Origin of the sequence: Aureimonas sp. Leaf427 (assembly GCF_001425485.1) — a bacterium.
GTDB lineage: Bacteria > Pseudomonadota > Alphaproteobacteria > Rhizobiales > Rhizobiaceae > Plantimonas.
Genome location: NZ_LMQW01000001.1, coordinates 96,885 through 112,730, shown reverse-complemented (window position 1 = coordinate 112,730; position 15,846 = coordinate 96,885). Strand labels below are relative to the sequence as shown.

14 protein-coding genes are annotated in these 15,846 nt (G+C 65.3%); 12 read left to right on the top strand and 2 right to left on the bottom strand.

The annotated features are described in order from the left end of the window. From ASG62_RS00440 to ASG62_RS00400, 9 genes are all read left to right on the top strand, one after another. Positions 1-2,250 (top strand): xanthine dehydrogenase family protein molybdopterin-binding subunit, encoded by a 2,250-nt coding sequence (locus ASG62_RS00440; protein ID WP_056694794.1) that lies wholly within the window; start codon positions 1-3, stop codon positions 2,248-2,250. Positions 2,251-2,541: 291 nt separating this feature from the next. Then, positions 2,542-3,564 carry a tetratricopeptide repeat protein gene (locus ASG62_RS25200; protein ID WP_082537206.1) on the top strand — a complete coding sequence of 341 codons (1,023 nt, stop codon included), beginning with the start codon at positions 2,542-2,544 and terminating at the stop codon, positions 3,562-3,564. 85 nt (positions 3,565-3,649) lie between these two features. Beyond that, positions 3,650-5,083 carry a ribosome biogenesis GTPase Der gene (gene der / locus ASG62_RS00430; protein ID WP_056694796.1) on the top strand — a complete coding sequence of 478 codons (1,434 nt, stop codon included), beginning with the start codon at positions 3,650-3,652 and terminating at the stop codon, positions 5,081-5,083. 216 nt (positions 5,084-5,299) lie between these two features. Beyond that, positions 5,300-6,556 carry a cell wall hydrolase gene (locus ASG62_RS00425; RefSeq protein ID WP_056694798.1) on the top strand — a complete coding sequence of 419 codons (1,257 nt, stop codon included), beginning with the start codon at positions 5,300-5,302 and terminating at the stop codon, positions 6,554-6,556. A gap of 95 nt (positions 6,557-6,651) precedes the next feature. Further along, positions 6,652-7,059 (top strand): AtpZ/AtpI family protein, encoded by a 408-nt coding sequence (locus tag ASG62_RS00420; protein ID WP_082537207.1) that lies wholly within the window; start codon positions 6,652-6,654, stop codon positions 7,057-7,059. Between the two features lie 120 nt (positions 7,060-7,179). Then, positions 7,180-7,929 carry a F0F1 ATP synthase subunit A gene (locus tag ASG62_RS00415; protein ID WP_056694801.1) on the top strand — a complete coding sequence of 250 codons (750 nt, stop codon included), beginning with the start codon at positions 7,180-7,182 and terminating at the stop codon, positions 7,927-7,929. A gap of 84 nt (positions 7,930-8,013) precedes the next feature. Next, on the top strand, positions 8,014-8,241 hold the full coding sequence (locus ASG62_RS00410; protein ID WP_056500380.1) for a F0F1 ATP synthase subunit C: 228 nt from the start codon (positions 8,014-8,016) through the stop codon (positions 8,239-8,241). A gap of 85 nt (positions 8,242-8,326) precedes the next feature. Continuing rightward, entirely contained in the window at positions 8,327-8,932 is a 606-nt protein-coding gene (locus tag ASG62_RS00405; RefSeq protein WP_056694802.1) for a F0F1 ATP synthase subunit B, read from the top strand. Between the two features lie 12 nt (positions 8,933-8,944). Continuing rightward, positions 8,945-9,424, top strand: coding sequence for a F0F1 ATP synthase subunit B (locus ASG62_RS00400; RefSeq protein ID WP_056694804.1), 480 nt, complete (start codon positions 8,945-8,947; stop codon positions 9,422-9,424). 261 nt (positions 9,425-9,685) lie between these two features. On the opposite strand, the gene ASG62_RS00395 is transcribed toward ASG62_RS00400, so the two are convergent. Both ASG62_RS00395 and ASG62_RS00390 read right to left on the bottom strand, forming a co-directional pair. Further along, on the bottom strand, positions 9,686-10,468 hold the full coding sequence (locus ASG62_RS00395; RefSeq protein ID WP_082537208.1) for a ribonuclease HII: 783 nt from the start codon (positions 10,466-10,468) through the stop codon (positions 9,686-9,688). 357 nt (positions 10,469-10,825) lie between these two features. Then, positions 10,826-11,986 carry a PA0069 family radical SAM protein gene (locus tag ASG62_RS00390; RefSeq protein ID WP_056694806.1) on the bottom strand — a complete coding sequence of 387 codons (1,161 nt, stop codon included), beginning with the start codon at positions 11,984-11,986 and terminating at the stop codon, positions 10,826-10,828. A gap of 130 nt (positions 11,987-12,116) precedes the next feature. On the opposite strand from ASG62_RS00390, the gene ASG62_RS00385 reads away from it, so the two are divergent. The 3 genes from ASG62_RS00385 to ASG62_RS25195 all read left to right on the top strand — a co-directional run bounded on the left by ASG62_RS00385 (position 12,117) and on the right by ASG62_RS25195 (position 15,711). Beyond that, complete coding sequence (locus ASG62_RS00385) at positions 12,117-12,644, top strand: hypothetical protein (protein ID WP_056694808.1); 528 nt, start codon at positions 12,117-12,119, stop codon at positions 12,642-12,644. A 1,543-nt stretch (positions 12,645-14,187) separates the two neighbouring features. Continuing rightward, positions 14,188-14,628 carry a hypothetical protein gene (locus ASG62_RS26125; RefSeq protein WP_156381904.1) on the top strand — a complete coding sequence of 147 codons (441 nt, stop codon included), beginning with the start codon at positions 14,188-14,190 and terminating at the stop codon, positions 14,626-14,628. Between the two features lie 294 nt (positions 14,629-14,922). Then, positions 14,923-15,711, top strand: coding sequence for a deaminase (locus tag ASG62_RS25195; RefSeq protein WP_162245984.1), 789 nt, complete (start codon positions 14,923-14,925; stop codon positions 15,709-15,711). Positions 15,712-15,846: the final 135 nt, after the last annotated feature.

The following is a 15,846-nucleotide window of genomic DNA, read 5'->3' as shown; positions in this document are numbered from 1 at the left end:
ATGGGCAATTCCCTTGCATCCGCGTTCGACGCGGCCCGGCCCCGCGACCGGACGATCGTCACGCGCCGCTCCATCCTCGGCGGCGGCCTTCTCATCGGGTTCGCGCTGTCGCCCCTCGGCCGCAAGGTCTGGGCGCATGAGAGCGGCGAGCAGCCGAGCCTTCGCGCCATCGGGGAACAGGTCGAGGGCAGCGAGACCGGCGCCGCCTTCCAGGGCTTCGCGCCCGGCGGCTTCGTGCGCATCGACCCCGCCGGCGAGATCTCGCTGCTGATTCCCAATATCGAGATGGGGCAGGGCATCCACACGGCCGAGGCCATGCTGATCGCCGAGGAGCTGGAGGTCGGGCTCGATCAGGTGACGGTCCTCCCGGCCCCGCCGAACGAGGAGCTCTACAAGCAGCCGCTGCTCCAGTCGCAGACGACGGGCGGCTCGACCTCGATCCGCGCGACTTGGGGACCCCTCCGCGAGGCCGGCGCCGTCGCGCGCACGCTTCTCGTCGGCGCCGCCGCGCAGCGCTGGGGCGTCGATCCCGCCAGCTGCACGGTCTCTCGCGGCACGGTCTCGCATGCGCAGAGCAACCGTTCGGCGACCTACGGCGAACTGGTGGAGGACGCGGCCAAGCTGCCGCTACCGACGGACGTGCCGCTGAAGGACCCTGCCAAGTTCACGCTGATCGGCACGCCCGCGCCCCGCGTCGAGGGGCGCTCCAAGACCGACGGCACCGCCGTCTTCGGCATCGACGTCAAGGTCGAGGGCATGAAGATCGCGACCGTCGTCGCCTGTCCGATCTTCGGCGGAACGCTCGGCGCGGTCGACGAGACCGAGACGCGCGCCGTGAAGGGCGTGCGCGACGTCGTGAAGATCAAGAACGCCGTCGCCGTGACCGGCGATCACTACTGGGCGGCGCGCCAGGGCGTGGACGCCCTGAAGATCGAATGGGGAGCGGGGCAGAATGCCGGTCTCACGACCGAGCTCATCTTCGCCGACCTCAAGACTGCCTCCGAGACCGGCACGCCGGTTCTCGCCAAGCAGGAGGGCGATGCGGTCGGCGCCTTCGCGGGCGCGGCGCGGAAGGTGGAGGCGGTCTACCAGCTGCCCTTCCTCGCCCATGCGACGATGGAGCCGGTGAACTGCCTCGTCCATGTCAGGGACGGCGGCTGCGAGATCTGGTGCGGCACGCAGGTGCCGACCGCGGCGCAGGCGCTGGCCGCCAAGATCCTCGACGTGCCGATCGAGAAGGTCGTCCTCCACAACCAGCTGATCGGCGGCGGCTTCGGCCGCCGGCTCGAGGCGGACTATGTGGGCCAGGCGGTCGAGATCGCCCGGCAGGTGGATTATCCGGTCAAGGTCGTCTGGTCGCGTGAGGAGGATTTCCGGCACGATCTCTACCGGCCCGCCTATTACGACCGCATCTCGGCCGGATTGGACGGGGACGGCAAGCCCATCGCCTGGATCGACCACATCACCGGCGGCTCGGTGCTCGGCAGCTACCTGCCGACGGGTCTGCCCGACGGAACGCTGGATTCGGACGCGGTCGAAGGCGCCGCGGAGCCGCCCTACGGCTTTCCCGCCCTCCTCGTCGACTGGGTGCGCAAGGACCCGCCGGTGCCGGTCAGCTGGTGGCGCGGCGTCGGCCCGACCCACAACATCTTCGTCGTCGAGAGCTTCATGGACGAGTTGGCCCATGCGGTCGGCGCCGATCCCGTCGCCTATCGCATGGCGCTGCTCGGCGACAATCCGCGGGCGGCCAACGTTCTGAAGCTCGCCACGGAGAAGGCGGGCTGGGGCGCCGCGCAGCCCGGCGAGGGCGAGGGGCGCGGTGTCGCGCTGCATCTCTCCTTCGGCAGCTACATCGCCGTCGTCCTCGACATCGCGATGGACGGGGACGGAGCGGTCACGCTGAAGCGCGCGGTCGCGGCCGTCGATTGCGGGCATGTCGTTAATCCCGACATCGTCGAGGCGCAGGTCGAGGGCGGTCTCCTCTTCGGCCTCTCCGCCGCGCTCCACAACGGCATCACCGTCGATGGGGGCCAGGTGCAGCAGACGAGCTTCGACGATTACGGCCAGCTGCGGATGAGCGACAGCATTCCGGTCGAGGTGCATATCGTGGCGAGCACCGAGGAGCCCGGCGGCATCGGCGAGACGGCGACGGTCTCGGCCGCGCCGGCCCTCGGCAACGCCATCTTCGCGGCGACGGGCAAGCGGCTGCGCAGCCTGCCCTTCCTGCCCGCTCTCTCCTCGGGAAGCTGAGGGGAAGGCGGGTCCGGCCTCCCTGCCGAGCGAGGCCCACCATGCCGGCGGGCTTTGAGGCCTTTCGTTTGCGGCAGAAATCGTTAGAACGCCTCTCTATGTCCTCGGCCATGCGCATCGTCGCGGGCCGGGGCGAGCGGTTCGGCGGCATCGGCCGCCGCCGTGCCGGACGGCACGGGATGCGACGCGGGCCTTCGCACGGGCCCCGGCTGAAGCGCTCGATGGTGAGATGATCGAGCGGCCGTCCTTCGCCCCGGCGGCCATCGCAGGGTTCTGAGGTAACGGTTCAGCATGAGTGACGAGAGCTTCTTTCGCGAGGTCAACGAAGAGATCCGCCACGACCGCACGCGGGCGCTCTGGACCCGCTTCGGGCGCGCGCTGATCGCCGTCGCGGTCATCGCGGTCCTGGCGACGGCCGGCTTCGTCGCGTGGCGGGCCTATGCCGAGCGTCAGGCCAACGCCTCCGGCGACCGCTATCTGGCGGCGCTCGACCTCGCTTCGGCCGGCAATTTCGCCGAGGCCGTCACGCAACTGGAAGCGCTCGCCGCGGACGGCTACGGCGCCTATCCGAACCTCGCCCGCATGCGCATCGCGGCCGTCCGCGTCGCGGAGGGCAACCCGGCCGCCGCGGTCGAGGCTCTGGACGGGATCGCCAACGATTCCAAGACGCCACAGCCGCTGCGCGACATGGCCGCCATCCGCGCCGCCTATATCCTCGTCGACACCGGCTCGGTGGACGATGTTCGCGCCCGCGTCCAGCGGCTGACAGGCGACGACAACGCCCTTCGCTTCGCGGCCCGCGAGACGCTCGGTCTTTCCACTTGGAAGACCGGCGACCTCGACGGCGCCAAGACCTTCTTCCAAGAAATTCGCGACGGCGGCGGCGCCCCCTCGGGCATCGCGCTGCGGGCCGGCCTGATGCTGGAGATGATCGCGGCCGGCAGCCTACCGCCCGCGGCCGCCGATCCGGCGGTCGAGACCGCTCCGGCGCCGGCCTCCGTCACGCCCGAGCCGGCGGCACCTGCCGCCGCGCCCGAGACGCCGGCTGCGACCTCGGCTCCGGCGGCCGATGCCGCGCCTGCCGAGAACCCTGCCGCCGCACCCGTGACGCAGGCGCCTGCCGAAACCTCGCCCGCTCCGGCGCCGACCGCCGCGCCGGCGGACGCCGCTCCCGCGACCGATGCCGTGCCGCCCGCCGCGACGCAGGCTCCGGCCCCGGTGCCGGCCGCGCCGGTCGATGCTCCCGTTTCGCCTGCGCCCGCGCCGGCCACCATTCCCGTCGCGCCGGCCACGCCGGCCGTCCCGCCCAGCTGACGGTTTTCGTCTTTCGTGCATCGGCCGGGTCCTGGCTTTTCCGCCAGGGCCTGCGATCATGCCTCATCCGCCGGAGCCGAACCTCATGGTCACCATCGCCATCATCGGCCGACCCAATGTCGGCAAGTCCACGCTCTTCAACCGGCTGGTCGGCAAGAAGCTCGCCCTCGTGGACGACCGGCCCGGCGTGACGCGCGACCGCCGCGTCGGCGAGGCCTCGCTGCTCGATCTGGAATTCGAGATCGTCGACACGGCCGGTCTCGAAGAGGCGGTGGACGACACGCTCGAAGGGCGCATGCGCGCCCAGACCGAGCGCGCCATCGACATGGCCGACCTCTCGCTCTTCATGGTGGATGCCAAGAGCGGCATCACCCCGCAGGATCAGGCCTTCGGCGAACTCCTGCGAAAGCGCGGCCGCCCCGTTCTCCTCGTCGCCAACAAGTCGGAGGCCAAGGGCTCGGACTCCGGCTTCTACGATTCCTATTCGCTCGGCCTCGGCGAACCCGTGCCGATCTCGGCCGAGCACGGCGAGGGCATGGGCGACCTGCGTGACGCCATCGTCGGCGCGCTCGGCGAGGCCGCCTTCGAGGAGGAGCCGGAGGCCGAGGACGAGGCGGACACGGCGCTCGTCTCGATCGCCGAGACCGATATCGAGTTCGACGACGACGAGCCGATCGAGGCCTATGACGCGACGAAGCCGATGCGCATCGCGATCGTCGGCCGGCCGAACGCCGGCAAGTCCACCATGATCAACCGCTTTCTCGGCGAGGACCGGCTTCTGACCGGCCCGGAGGCCGGTATCACCCGCGATTCGATCTCGGTCGAGTGGGAGTGGCGCGGCCGGCGGGTGAAGATGTTCGACACGGCCGGCATGCGTCGCCGCGCCAAGGTGCAGGAAAAGCTGGAGAAGCTCTCCGTCGCCGACGCGCTGCGCGCCATCCGCTTCGCCGAGGTCGTGGTCGTCGTCTTCGACGCGACCATTCCCTTCGAGCGGCAGGACCTCTCGATCGCCGATCTCATCATGCGCGAGGGCCGCGCGCCCGTGATCGCCTTCAACAAGTGGGATCTGGTGGAGGACCGGCAGGCCGTGCTCGCCGATCTGCGCGAGAAGACCGAGCGGCTCCTGCCGCAGGCGCGCGGCATCCAGGCCGTCACCGTGTCCGGCGAGACCGGGGAGGGGCTCGACCGCCTGATGCAGGCGATCATGGCGACGCACGAGACCTGGAACAAGCGCGTCTCGACCGCCAAGCTCAACAAGTGGCTGGAGCGCGTCGTCGCGCACCATCCGCCGCCGGCCGTCGCCGGACGTCGCGTCAACATCAAGTACATCACGCAGGTGAAGAGCCGCCCGCCGACCTTCATGATCTCGACGACCCGACCGGAAGCGCTGGGCACGTCCTACACGCGCTATCTGGTCAACGGCCTGCGCGAGACCTTCGGCCTCGCCGGCGTTCCCATCCGCCTCGGCCTGCGCAAACCGGACAATCCCTTCGCCGGCCGGGCCAAGAAATACACCTGAGGCGAGACGAGATCGGTCCGGCCGGTCTTCCTCACCACAATATCGTTCCCTGACAATGGCTTGGCAGGACGCCGGCCCGGCGCCGCCTCGATGCCTCCCGGCGCCGGTTTTGGCCCACCGATCGGAATTCTCGTGTTCTTTCAGGCCTCGTTAACCAAGAAACAAGGTTAACGAAACACAATCGCCCCTGTGATGAACGGGACGAGGTGTCGGGGCATGGAACAGACGGCGAAGCGCCCCGCGCTGAGGGACCTGATCGGGCGCCGTCCGGCCGTCCCGAAGCGCTTCGCTCTCATTCTCGGGGCGGGGCTCGCGATGCTTCCTCTGACGACCGCGGATATCGCGCTTCAGGACATGACGAGCCTTCTGGAAGGCCCTCGCAACCAGGCGCGCTGGCAGGCGACCTTCATTCCCTCGCCCGCAGGTTCGATCGAGAAGGCCACCTTCGCCTTCGCCGACGGGGCCCGGTCGACATCCGCGCCGAAGGGGGCGGGTTTCCAGGCGGCGGGCGGCGTCTACACGATGGAGACCGGCCGCGAGAGCTTCGAGACGCCGGACGAGGCGCGCGTCAACCGCCGCGACAAGAGCCGGCGCGTCCTCGCCGCGACGCCGCGCTCGCTGCCGAAAGCCTTCAGCGCCGGCTCCATCTTGGAGCGCCAGAGCCTTCTGCGGCCGAGCGTCGATCTGTCGACCGCCGGCTTCATGACCGCCGCCGCCAAGCCCGTCGCCGCCGACCGCGCGATCGAGGTCGCCATGACCTTCGAGCCGAAGGTCGAGGCCGACTCCCCGTTGCGCAAGGGCACGCCGGACCGCGTGATGATCGCGGCCATCCAATCGAAGAAGAGCGGCGGCAAGGCCGCGCCGGCCTTGATCGCGGCCAGCGCGCCGGCGAGCGAGATCTCCGCGCTCGGCTACGCCGCGACGGAGCCTGCCGCCAACCCGGTCGCCAGCCTCTTCGGGCGCATCCTCAAGGACACAGGACCCGCCGGCCGGGACTTCGTTCCCCCGCTCGGGCGCGACGACCACGCCTGGGCCGCGACGCCGCTTCCGGCCTCCGCCTTCTCGGCGAAGGAGCAGACCTGCCTTGCCACCGGCATCTACTTCGAGGCGCGCGGCGAATCGGAGGAGGGCCAGGCCGCCGTCGCGCAGGTCATCCTGAACCGGGTGCGCAACCCGACCTATCCGAAGACGATCTGCGGCGTCGTCTACCAGAACAAGACCTGGCGCAATCGCTGCCAGTTCTCCTTCGCCTGCGACGCCATCAAGGACCGCATCCTCAACAAGCGCGCCTATGCGCTGGCCAAGGAGATCGCCGGAAAGGTCTCGGAGGGCAAGATCTGGCTCGCCGACGTCGGCTCCTCCACCCACTACCATGCGACCTACGTCCATCCCCGCTGGGCCAACGCCATGCAGGAGGTCGACAAGATCGGTCGCCATATCTTCTACCGCACCTATGGTGGCGGCTGGCGATAAGGGCTCCCGGGCGGCGCCCCGGCGCTTGACGGCGGAGCGTCCGGCCCTCCATGCCTGACGGGTGCCGGCCGGTCGCCGGGAAGGAACGTTCCGTCATGTCCGATCGCCGCCGTCCCGGAGAAGCCGAACCCGATCTGCCCCCGGAGCCCGTGCCCGATGCCGAGCTCGTGGCGCGCCGGGAGGCGCTGGAGGCCCGGCTTTCGGCCAAGCGCGCTGCCGAGAAGCCCGCCAAGGACGGGCCGGGCTCGTCGATCCGGGGCGCGGCGGACGGGATGAAGCTCGCCAGCGAATTCGTCGCGGGCGTCATCGCCGGAGCGGGCATCGGCTATCTCGTCGACAAGGTCGCGGGCACGCAGCCCTTCGGCCTCATCGTCTTCCTGCTCCTGGGCTTCGTCGCCGGCGTTCTCAACGTGCTGCGATCGGTCGGGCGGGTGCCGCAGGCCGGGCCCGTCCCCGCGGCGAAGGCCACACCCGTGGAAAAGGATGCCGATCCCGCAGATTAGGTCGGGATCAAGGCGAAGAAACGGTTGCGCGCGCCAAACCATGCGGCTATGGCAGGGCGGCTCCGACGAGGGGCAGGAGGGCTCCGCCGGGAGCCTGCCGCAGCTAAAGGGCAGTGAAGTTTGGCTAACGACCCGCTCCATCAATTCGTGATCCAGAAGCTGGTGCCGATCGAGATCGGCGGGCTCGATTTCTCCTTCACCAATTCGTCGCTGTTCATGGTCGCCACGACGGCGGTTGCCGCCGGCTTCCTCTGGTGGTCGACCGGCAATCGCGCGCTCGTGCCGAACCGCACGCAGTCGATCGCCGAGATGAGCTATGAGTTCATCGCCAACATGCTGCGCGACGCGGCGGGCAAGTCCGGGATGCAGTTCTTCCCGCTCGTCTTCTCGCTCTTCATGTTCGTGCTGGTGGCGAACCTGCTCGGCATGTTCCCGTATTTCTTCACGGTGACGAGCCACATCATCGTCACCTTCGCGCTGGCGCTGCTCGTCATCCTCACCGTGGTGGGATACGGCATCGCCAAGCACGGGCTCTCCTGGTTCAAGCTCTTCGTCCCGCACGGCGTGCCGGGGGTCATCCTGCCCTTCGTCGTCTTGATCGAGGTGATCTCGTTCCTGTCGCGGCCGATCTCGCTCTCGGTTCGTCTCTTCGCCAACATGCTGGCGGGTCACATCACGCTGAAGGTCTTCGCGGGCTTCGTGGTCTCGCTCTCGGCGCTCGGCGCCGTCGGCGTCGGCGGCGCCATCCTGCCGATGATCATGACCGTCGCGCTGACCGGACTTGAATTCCTGGTGGCTTTCCTCCAGGCCTACGTCTTCGCGGTCCTGACCTGCATGTACCTCAACGACGCGGTGCATCCGCACCACTGATCGCTCCGTTACGTCGCGGGTGCCCGTCCGGGTCCTCGTTTCCTCAAACAGCCACTCAACGACTTCCACACAAAGGAGATTCCCATGGACGCGGAAGCTGCACGTTACATCGGCGCTGGTCTCGCCTGCTTCGGCATGGCCGGTACGGCCCTCGGCCTCGGCAACATGTTCGCCCAGTATCTCGCCGGCGCGCTGCGCAACCCCTCCGCTGCCGACGGCCAGTTCGGCCGCCTGATCTTCGGCTTCGCGGTGACGGAAGCTCTCGGCATCTTCTCGCTGCTCGTCGCGCTTCTGCTGCTCTTCGCGGTCTGATCCGCAAAGCAGCGACAGTCTGATCGCCGGCCGGGTTGGCGCTATCGCCACCGGCCGGCCTTTCTTCCCCCGGAGATGAGACCCCATGTTCGTGACCGCGGCCTACGCGCAGACACAAGCTCCCGCTGATGGCCATGCCGAACTGCCGGGTCTGGAATCCGAAATCCATGGCGAACTCACCGAACAGGGCGCTGGGCACAGCACCGTGTTTCCGCCGATGGACGCACAGTATTTTCCCTCGCAGCTCCTCTGGCTCGCGATCAGCTTCGGCCTCTTCTACATCCTTCTGCAGAAGGCGATCCTGCCGCGCCTCGGCGGGATCATCGAGAACCGCCGCGACCGGATCGCGCTCGACATTTCCGCCGCCGAGACCATGAAGGCCGACGCCGATCTGGCGCTCGCGGCCTACGAGCAGGATCTCGCCAGCGCCCGCGAGCGCTCGCACAAGATCGCCATCGAGGCCCGCGAGGCCGCCAAGGTCGAGGCCGACGCCGAGCGCGCCCGGGTCGAGGGCGATCTCGACGCCAAGCTCGAAGCCGCCCGCGTTCGCATCGAAGAGATCAAGCAGAGCGCGCTCGCCGATGTCGGCGCGATCGCCGAGGAGGCGGCCCAGTCGATCCTCGACGCGATTGCCGGGATCGACGTGTCGCAGGACGAAGTCGCCGGCGCCGTCCGCGCCGTCCGCGCCTAAGGAGAAGCCGAGATGGACAACACGTTCTGGGCCTTCGTCGCCCTCGTCCTCTTCCTGATCCTCGTCTCCTATTTCAAGGTGCCGGGCATGATCACGAAGGCGCTCGACGCCCGTGCCGCCCGCATCCGCTCCGATCTCGACGAGGCCCGGGCGCTGAAGGAAGAGGCCAAGGCGCAACTCGCCGAGTATCAGCGCCGCCGCAAGGATGCCGAGACCGAAGCGCGCGAGATCGTCGAAGGCGCCCGCCGCGAAGCCGCCGCCATTCTCCAGGAGGCGAAGGTCAAGAGCGAGGACTACGTCGCCCGCCGCGCCTCGATGGCCGAGCTGAAGATCAGCCAGGCCGAGAGCGACGCCATCGCCGAAGTCCGCGCCTCGGCCGTCGACATCGCCGTCGCCGCCGCGACCAAGATCATCGCCGACCGCAACGCTTCCGGCCAGAGCGGCCAGTTCATCGACCAGTCGATCGCGGATGTGCGCAAGCAGCTGAACTGATCGGGTTCGATCCCGCTGAATGTGAGACGCCGTGGCCGAGAGGCCGCGGCGTTTTCGCTGTGCGCGGGCGTTTTGTCGGGAGCGCCGGCTCGGGGATCGGGTCGAGAGCGACGCTGGAGTTTGTCGGGGATCAGTGGGAACCGGTTATCTCGAAAAGACAAACGACAACGAAGGAATCCACAGTCTGTCTGGTTCAGGATGAACCTGACAGACTTTAGGCCGGGCCGCTCTGTCCGCACGAGCGAGGGGGCCTTCGCCGTCTCAGCCGAGATCGAGGACGCCTTGGCGGATCGGGCTGAAGGTCATGCGGTGGAAGGGGCAGGGGCCGTGGCGGTCGAGGGCCAGGCGATGCTCCGCCGTGCCGTATCCCATGTGACGGGAGAAGCCGTAGGCGGGGAAGGCCTGGCAGAGGCGCTGCATCATCCGGTCCCGCGTGACCTTCGCGACGATCGACGCGGCGGCGATGGAGAGCGACCGGGCATCGCCGGAAATGACTGCCGTACCGCGCGAAGCCCAGAGAGCGGGCACGTCGCGCCCATCGACGATGGCGTGGCAGGGTTGGCGCTCCAGGCCGGCCAGCGCCCGCGTCATGGCGAGAAGCGTGGCCTGCCGTATGTTGAGGCGATCGATCTCCGCGGCGCTCGCGGACGCCACGCAGAAGGCGGCGCCGGCTACGATCTCGTCGAAGAGGCGCTCGCGCTCGGCGGCGGTGAGCTTCTTGGAATCGTCGAGCCCCTTCGGCAGGGAAGCCAGATCGAGAATGACCGCGGCGGCGACGACCGGACCTGCCAGCGGCCCGCGCCCGGCCTCGTCGACGCCCGCGACATGACGGGCGCCGCGATCGAGCCGTTCGGATTCGATCGCGTAATCCGGGCCCTTGGCAGGGGTGGGCTCGGTCCCCGCTGCAGAGGGTATCTCGCCGCGCGAGACGGTGGTGCCGGTGGTCCGACCACGTTGCTTCGAAGCGGGTTTCAGGCTGAAGCCCGTGGCTGAAAGCGCCGGCAGATCGACCTTGGTCGCAACATCCTCCGTCAGCAGCCCCATAGGCTCGGCAGAGAACGCGGATGAATCGCCGTTGGCCGTCGAAACCATCGGAGAAGAGGCGGGAGAATCGGGGTCAAGGCGAGCCATCGTGCGGCGAAACTCGCGCATTCCCCGATTCTCCACAAGGCCCGCCGCGACCGGGGTCGGCCCGCGACAGGCAGCGCCGGCCACGAGAGCGGCCGACGATTCGTCATTCGAACATCCCGAGATCTCTCGGTGGATGGGCATCGTCCGAAGCATCCCGTTTCCGGGAGGCGTCGGGCTTCGTGTCGCTTCGGTCTTCGCTCGGTGCTTCACCAATTGTGCTGCGCGCGTCAGCGGGACGGACCATATTGCGCCTAGAACGTCAGTCCGAAGTCAGAGCAGCGACAGCTGTACCCCCGCTTGAGACTTCGGGGCGCGGAAGAGGTCGGTGCGCAGCTTCAGACGGCTCTCGTTAAGGCCGAGGCGCCGCGCGGCCAGCTCGAAGCGGCGCTTGATCTGGAAGGCGTAGGGGCCCGTGCCCTTCATGCGCTTACCCCATTCCGCATCGTAGTCCTTGCCGTCGCGCATCTGGCGCAGCAGCGACAGGACGTGGCGGTAGCGGTTGGGATAATGCCGCAGCAGCCAGTCCTTGAAGAGCGGGCTGACCTCGAGCGGCAGGCGCAGGAGAACGTAGCCCGCTTCCTTCGCGCCGGCGGCCTCCGCCGCTTCGAGCAGCTTTTCGATTTCGTGGTCGTTGAGGCCGGGAATGATCGGCGCGGTCATGACCATGGTCGGGATGCCGGCTTCGCTGAGCGCGCGCACGGCATCGATCCGCTTGGCCGGGGTCGCGGCGCGTGGCTCCATGGCGCGGGCGAGCGTCCGGTCGAGCGTCGTGACGGAGAGCGCGACCTTGGCGAGCCCCTTGGCCGCCATGCGCGAGAGAATGTCGATGTCGCGCGTCACCAGCGCGGATTTCGTGACGATGCCGACCGGATGATCGGCGGCCTCCAGCACTTCGAGGATTTCGCGCATGATGCGCCAGCTCTTCTCGATCGGCTGATAGGGATCGGTGTTCGTGCCGATGGCGATGGAGCGCGGCTCGTAGCCGGGCTTGGACAGCTCCGCCTCCAAGAGCTGCGCCGCGTTCGGCTTGGCGAAGAGCTTGGTCTCGAAGTCGAGGCCGGAGGAGAGGCCCATATAGGCGTGGCTCGGCCGGGCGAAGCAATAGACGCAGCCATGCTCGCAGCCGCGATAGGGGTTCACCGAGCGGTCGAAGGAAATGTCCGGAGAGGCGTTTCTCGTGATGATCGTCTTCGGCTTCTCCACCTGGACGTCGGTCCTCAACGCGGGAAGCTCGTCGAGCGAGTTCCAGCCGTCGTCGTAGGCGCTGCGCGCGAAGGGCTCGTAGCGGCCGGAGGCGTTCGTCGCCGCGCCCCGCCCGCGTCGCCGGTCGAAGGCGAGGCGAAGGCCCGATTCGGCGATGATATGGTCCGCGATGTCGATGCCGTTCGATGAGGCGAAGGCGGCGCGGTCTGCGATCTGGACGCTCTGCATGGGAGGCACTTCCGATCCAATCGTCGATCTATGATCAAAGTCCTAACGGTGAAATGAGAACAATACAAGAACAAAATGGACAGACGGATTTCGGCTTTTCCCGGTTCGGCCGATCCGCTAAGCGAAAGGCATGCTGACTGTCCTGATCGAAGCCGGTGACGACGCCCCCGCCCTCGGCACGAGCCTCGCCTCGCTCGTGTCCGGCGCCGTGGAAGGCCTCGTGCGCGAGGTCGTCGTGCTCGATGTCGGGATGGATGCGGGCACGCGCAAGGTCGCCGACCATGCCGGCTGCCGCGTCGCGCCGGCCGCGGACCTTTCCGCCGTCGTCGCCGCCGCCAAGGGCGACTGGCTGCTTCTGATCGAGGCGGGCTCGCGGCTGTCCTCGGATTGGATCGAGGACGTCACGGTGCATCTCTCGGAGGTCGAGCGCGGCACCCGCACGCCCCACGCCGCCCGCTTCTCCCGCAGCACGCAGGACCGGCCGAGCTTCCTCGCGCGCCTCCGCCAGAAGCGGACCGCGCTGACCGAAGGACTGCTGCTTCCGAAGGCGCAGGCGGTGGGGCTTTCCAAGAGCGCCGCTTCGATCGAGGCCATGGCGAAGGGCGTCGCCACGACGCGCCTGAACGCGGCGATCCGGGTGGCGGCACGGAGCGGATGAGGGGAGGGAGCGGGTCGGGGCTGGTTCTTCGATGCGTCGAGGCGTGTGCGGGTTATCGCGCCGGGGTGATGGTGGACCATGCGGGGCGGGGGCTGCCTCTTCGGTGTGAGTTGGCCGAAGTGTGAGACGGTCGAGATGCTTTTGATCTCCCCCCTTGAGGGGGAGATGCCTGGCAAGGCAGAGGGGGGGCGCCTCGCGGCTCGCCTCGGAGGGTCTTGGCTTTGCACCCCGTTAACGGTCGTGCTCGACGGCGCCCCCCTCTGTCCTGCCGGACATCTCCCCCTCAGGTGGGGAGATCAGGCAGCTTCGCCGGCGGCGCGTGGTCTGAACTGGTCGTCCGATGTGCCGAAACGCCTGCACGCCTTGGGCGCTGGGGTGATGGTCGAGTCGGCGTCTGACCGAAATGCTCCGCTACCGATCAGGACGACCGCTGTCCGCCCCGCCGCCTGATCTCTCCCCTTGCGGGGGAGATGCCGGCAGGCAGAGGGGGGTGCGCAGGGGCGCTGTGCTCTGAACGGTTCGCAGGATGCCGGTGGAGAGGTCGGCGGGAGGCACCCCCCTCTGGCCTGCCGGCCATCTCCCCCGCAAAGAGGGAGATCAGGCGCGTTACGGGCGGTTTTTGGTCTGAACGGTTGCTCTTCGTTGGGCCTTGCGACGCATGGAAGCGCCCGCACGCCTTCGCGCCGGGGTGATGGTCGAGCCGGCGGGCGGAGCCTGAAGCCGGGGATGCTCGGTGCCGTCCTTGTCGGGAGCGGCGGGACGCCGGAGGAAGACCCTCCGGTAGGGGGTATGTGGTGTGGTTGGTCCGCCTCCGGCGTCCACGCGCGGGCGTCTGTCGGGATATCCGGCGACCAAGCCGGATCCGTCCGATCGTCGTGGACGGGATGGTTAATCCCGCTTCGTGCGGCGTCGCGAGGTCGGCATTGGGCCACGACTTCGCCCCAGGTCCCGCGCCTCATCTCTCCCGCAACCCTCGGCATTGGGCCACGACTTCGCCCCAGGTCCCGCGCCTCATCTCTCCCGCAACCCCGCTTGTCGCAGGGCCGACGCGAACATCCTGACCGAGGGGCTYYGCCTTTCCGAAGAAGGCATCCTCCCAAGACCCGCCCCCCAGCCCCCGAACGATCCCGGTGATCATTCGCGCCCGTCTCGCGGGCTGGTGGTGACGAGGAGGATAGGGGAGGCGGGGAAGGCGGGGATAAGTTTAGCAAAAAAGAATTTAAAATAAACATGAAGAGGTTGCAGCAGGTCTTAATGCTGCAACCTCCTGTTTATTTAGAACAAATAGATTATTTCATTCTTGCCACTCGAAGATAGGCTAGAATTTTCAGAGGCTTCATCTTCGGAAGGCTCTTGAATCATCAGAGACTGGTGGCGCCACTGAGCGTAAAGCTCGTCACTCTGGGTCTTGGTTGCCTCAACAAGAGATTGCAATTTTTTGAAGTTGGCGGCATCCTTTTGTTCGTTCGCCATATTTCCTCCCAATTGCGTTCTGCGACTCGCACGATACGCTACCCTAACAGAAAAACTGCGATATACACAAATGCATAATGCAATTAAAACGATTTTGTTCCCAGAATTGTTCATTGGCTTTGTTGCGCCGGTCGGCACAGATATAAGCTCAACCCTTAAATCCTTTAAGAATTTCTTCAATTCCGAAGGATATAAGGTTGTCACACTTAAAGTAACTGACTATTTTGGTAATATTGATAGATCAATAAAAAGCAAAGTAAAGCTCAAAAATGCACATGAGGATGAAAGAATAAAGAGTTATATCGAGTTCGGAAACGATGTTAGAAGGCAATTCAAAGACGACTCTGTTTTAGCTGCTTATACAATATTTAGAATCATGAGAGAGCGAATCAAGCTGGGGCGAAGATCACCTGAATTTGCTTTCAACAAAACCGTATACCTTATCCACCAGTTCAAAAGAAAGGAGGAGGTTGATCTTTTCAGATCTGTATATGGAAAGCTCTTCTTTTAAGTTTCTATCTACTCGAGGAGGGAGACCCGACTCTACAATCTTTCTAAGAAAATTGCCCATAGTTACAACTCTGCCGAATACCTTCGATACATGTCAGTCGCAAATGAGTTGGTCGTACGAGACGAGAACGAGCGAGAAAATGATCATGGTCAGAGAGTCTCAAAGATATTCCATGATGCGGACTTCATTGTATCATCAGACTATGTTAAAAAGTCTGTCAAAGATCAAGTAAATAGGTTCTGTGAACTGTTGTTCTCGTCAAATTCTATATCTCCGTCGCGTATGGAGTATGGAATGTTCGCTGCAAAGGGTGCGGCGCTTCGTACATTAGATCTTTCTAGGCAAGTTGGCGCTGCTGTATTTAATCCCACGGGCGAAATCATTGCTATGGGATCTAACGAAGTTCCCCGTGCAGGCGGCGGAACGTACTGGGCAGACCAAGAGCCATTCGACGCTCGTGAATATGTAAAAGGTCAAGACTCAAACGATATCAGAAAACAAGAGATCCTATTAGAAATAACTCAAGCCCTCGGTTACAGTGGGCCGCTTGATGAGCTATTAAAGCTCCCTGCTGTCAAAGAGTCGCAGTTTATGGATGCTTTGGAGTACGGCCGTATTATCCATGCAGAAATGTCAGCAATATCTGATGCTGCAAGGTTGGGGCTATCGCTTAAAGAGTCGACTCTATACTGTACCACATTTCCTTGCCATATGTGCGCTAAGCACATTGTTGCTGCGGGAATTGAGAAAGTTATCTTTCTCGAGCCGTATCCCAAGAGTCTTGCAAGCGACTTGCATGCTGACTCAATCCAAATCGAGCAGGAGGCGAGAGGCAGCTTTCAGGATTATTCTGCTGTCAAATTTGAACATTTTTTCGGCGTTACCCCACGACGCTATCGAGAACTTTTCGAGCGCGAAAAGCGAAAAAATGGAGCAAATTTTGAGCCTTATATAAAATCTAAGAAAAGACCGCTAATCGACTACAAATATGCATTCTACAAAACCCTTGAGCAAAGCGTAATTGAGGATGGAGCAAGTGCATTAGGGCGTTTAATGAGTGTAAGGGCTTCCGAGCATACATAACATGCAAGACAGAAATATGAGCTATCACTTACGCGGCTTAAAATCCGGTCGGCCAGTGTAATACCGTCACACAGGATAGGATCAAAAGCCGCGTTCTTAAAAGCACGCTTCGTGGTTTTATAAGCGCTTCAGCTT

What these genes read in the sequence shown, in the direction of transcription:
- ASG62_RS00400 (WP_056694804.1), top strand. Translation starts at nt 8,945, where the DNA reads ATGGACAACACGTTCTGGGCCTTCGTCGCCCTCGTCCTCTTCCTGATC.
- ASG62_RS00385 (WP_056694808.1), top strand. Translation starts at nt 12,117, where the DNA reads ATGCTGACTGTCCTGATCGAAGCCGGTGACGACGCCCCCGCCCTCGGC.
- der (WP_056694796.1), top strand. Translation starts at nt 3,650, where the DNA reads ATGGTCACCATCGCCATCATCGGCCGACCCAATGTCGGCAAGTCCACG.
- ASG62_RS00425 (WP_056694798.1), top strand. Translation starts at nt 5,300, where the DNA reads ATGGAACAGACGGCGAAGCGCCCCGCGCTGAGGGACCTGATCGGGCGC.
- ASG62_RS25200 (WP_082537206.1), top strand. Translation starts at nt 2,542, where the DNA reads ATGAGTGACGAGAGCTTCTTTCGCGAGGTCAACGAAGAGATCCGCCAC.
- ASG62_RS00440 (WP_056694794.1), top strand. Translation starts at nt 1, where the DNA reads ATGGGCAATTCCCTTGCATCCGCGTTCGACGCGGCCCGGCCCCGCGAC.
- ASG62_RS25195 (WP_162245984.1), top strand. Translation starts at nt 14,923, where the DNA reads ATGTTCGCTGCAAAGGGTGCGGCGCTTCGTACATTAGATCTTTCTAGG.
- ASG62_RS00405 (WP_056694802.1), top strand. Translation starts at nt 8,327, where the DNA reads ATGTTCGTGACCGCGGCCTACGCGCAGACACAAGCTCCCGCTGATGGC.
- ASG62_RS00420 (WP_082537207.1), top strand. Translation starts at nt 6,652, where the DNA reads ATGTCCGATCGCCGCCGTCCCGGAGAAGCCGAACCCGATCTGCCCCCG.
- ASG62_RS00410 (WP_056500380.1), top strand. Translation starts at nt 8,014, where the DNA reads ATGGACGCGGAAGCTGCACGTTACATCGGCGCTGGTCTCGCCTGCTTC.
- ASG62_RS00395 (WP_082537208.1), bottom strand. Translation starts at nt 10,468, where the DNA reads ATGGGGCTGCTGACGGAGGATGTTGCGACCAAGGTCGATCTGCCGGCG.
- ASG62_RS26125 (WP_156381904.1), top strand. Translation starts at nt 14,188, where the DNA reads ATGCATAATGCAATTAAAACGATTTTGTTCCCAGAATTGTTCATTGGC.
- ASG62_RS00390 (WP_056694806.1), bottom strand. Translation starts at nt 11,986, where the DNA reads ATGCAGAGCGTCCAGATCGCAGACCGCGCCGCCTTCGCCTCATCGAAC.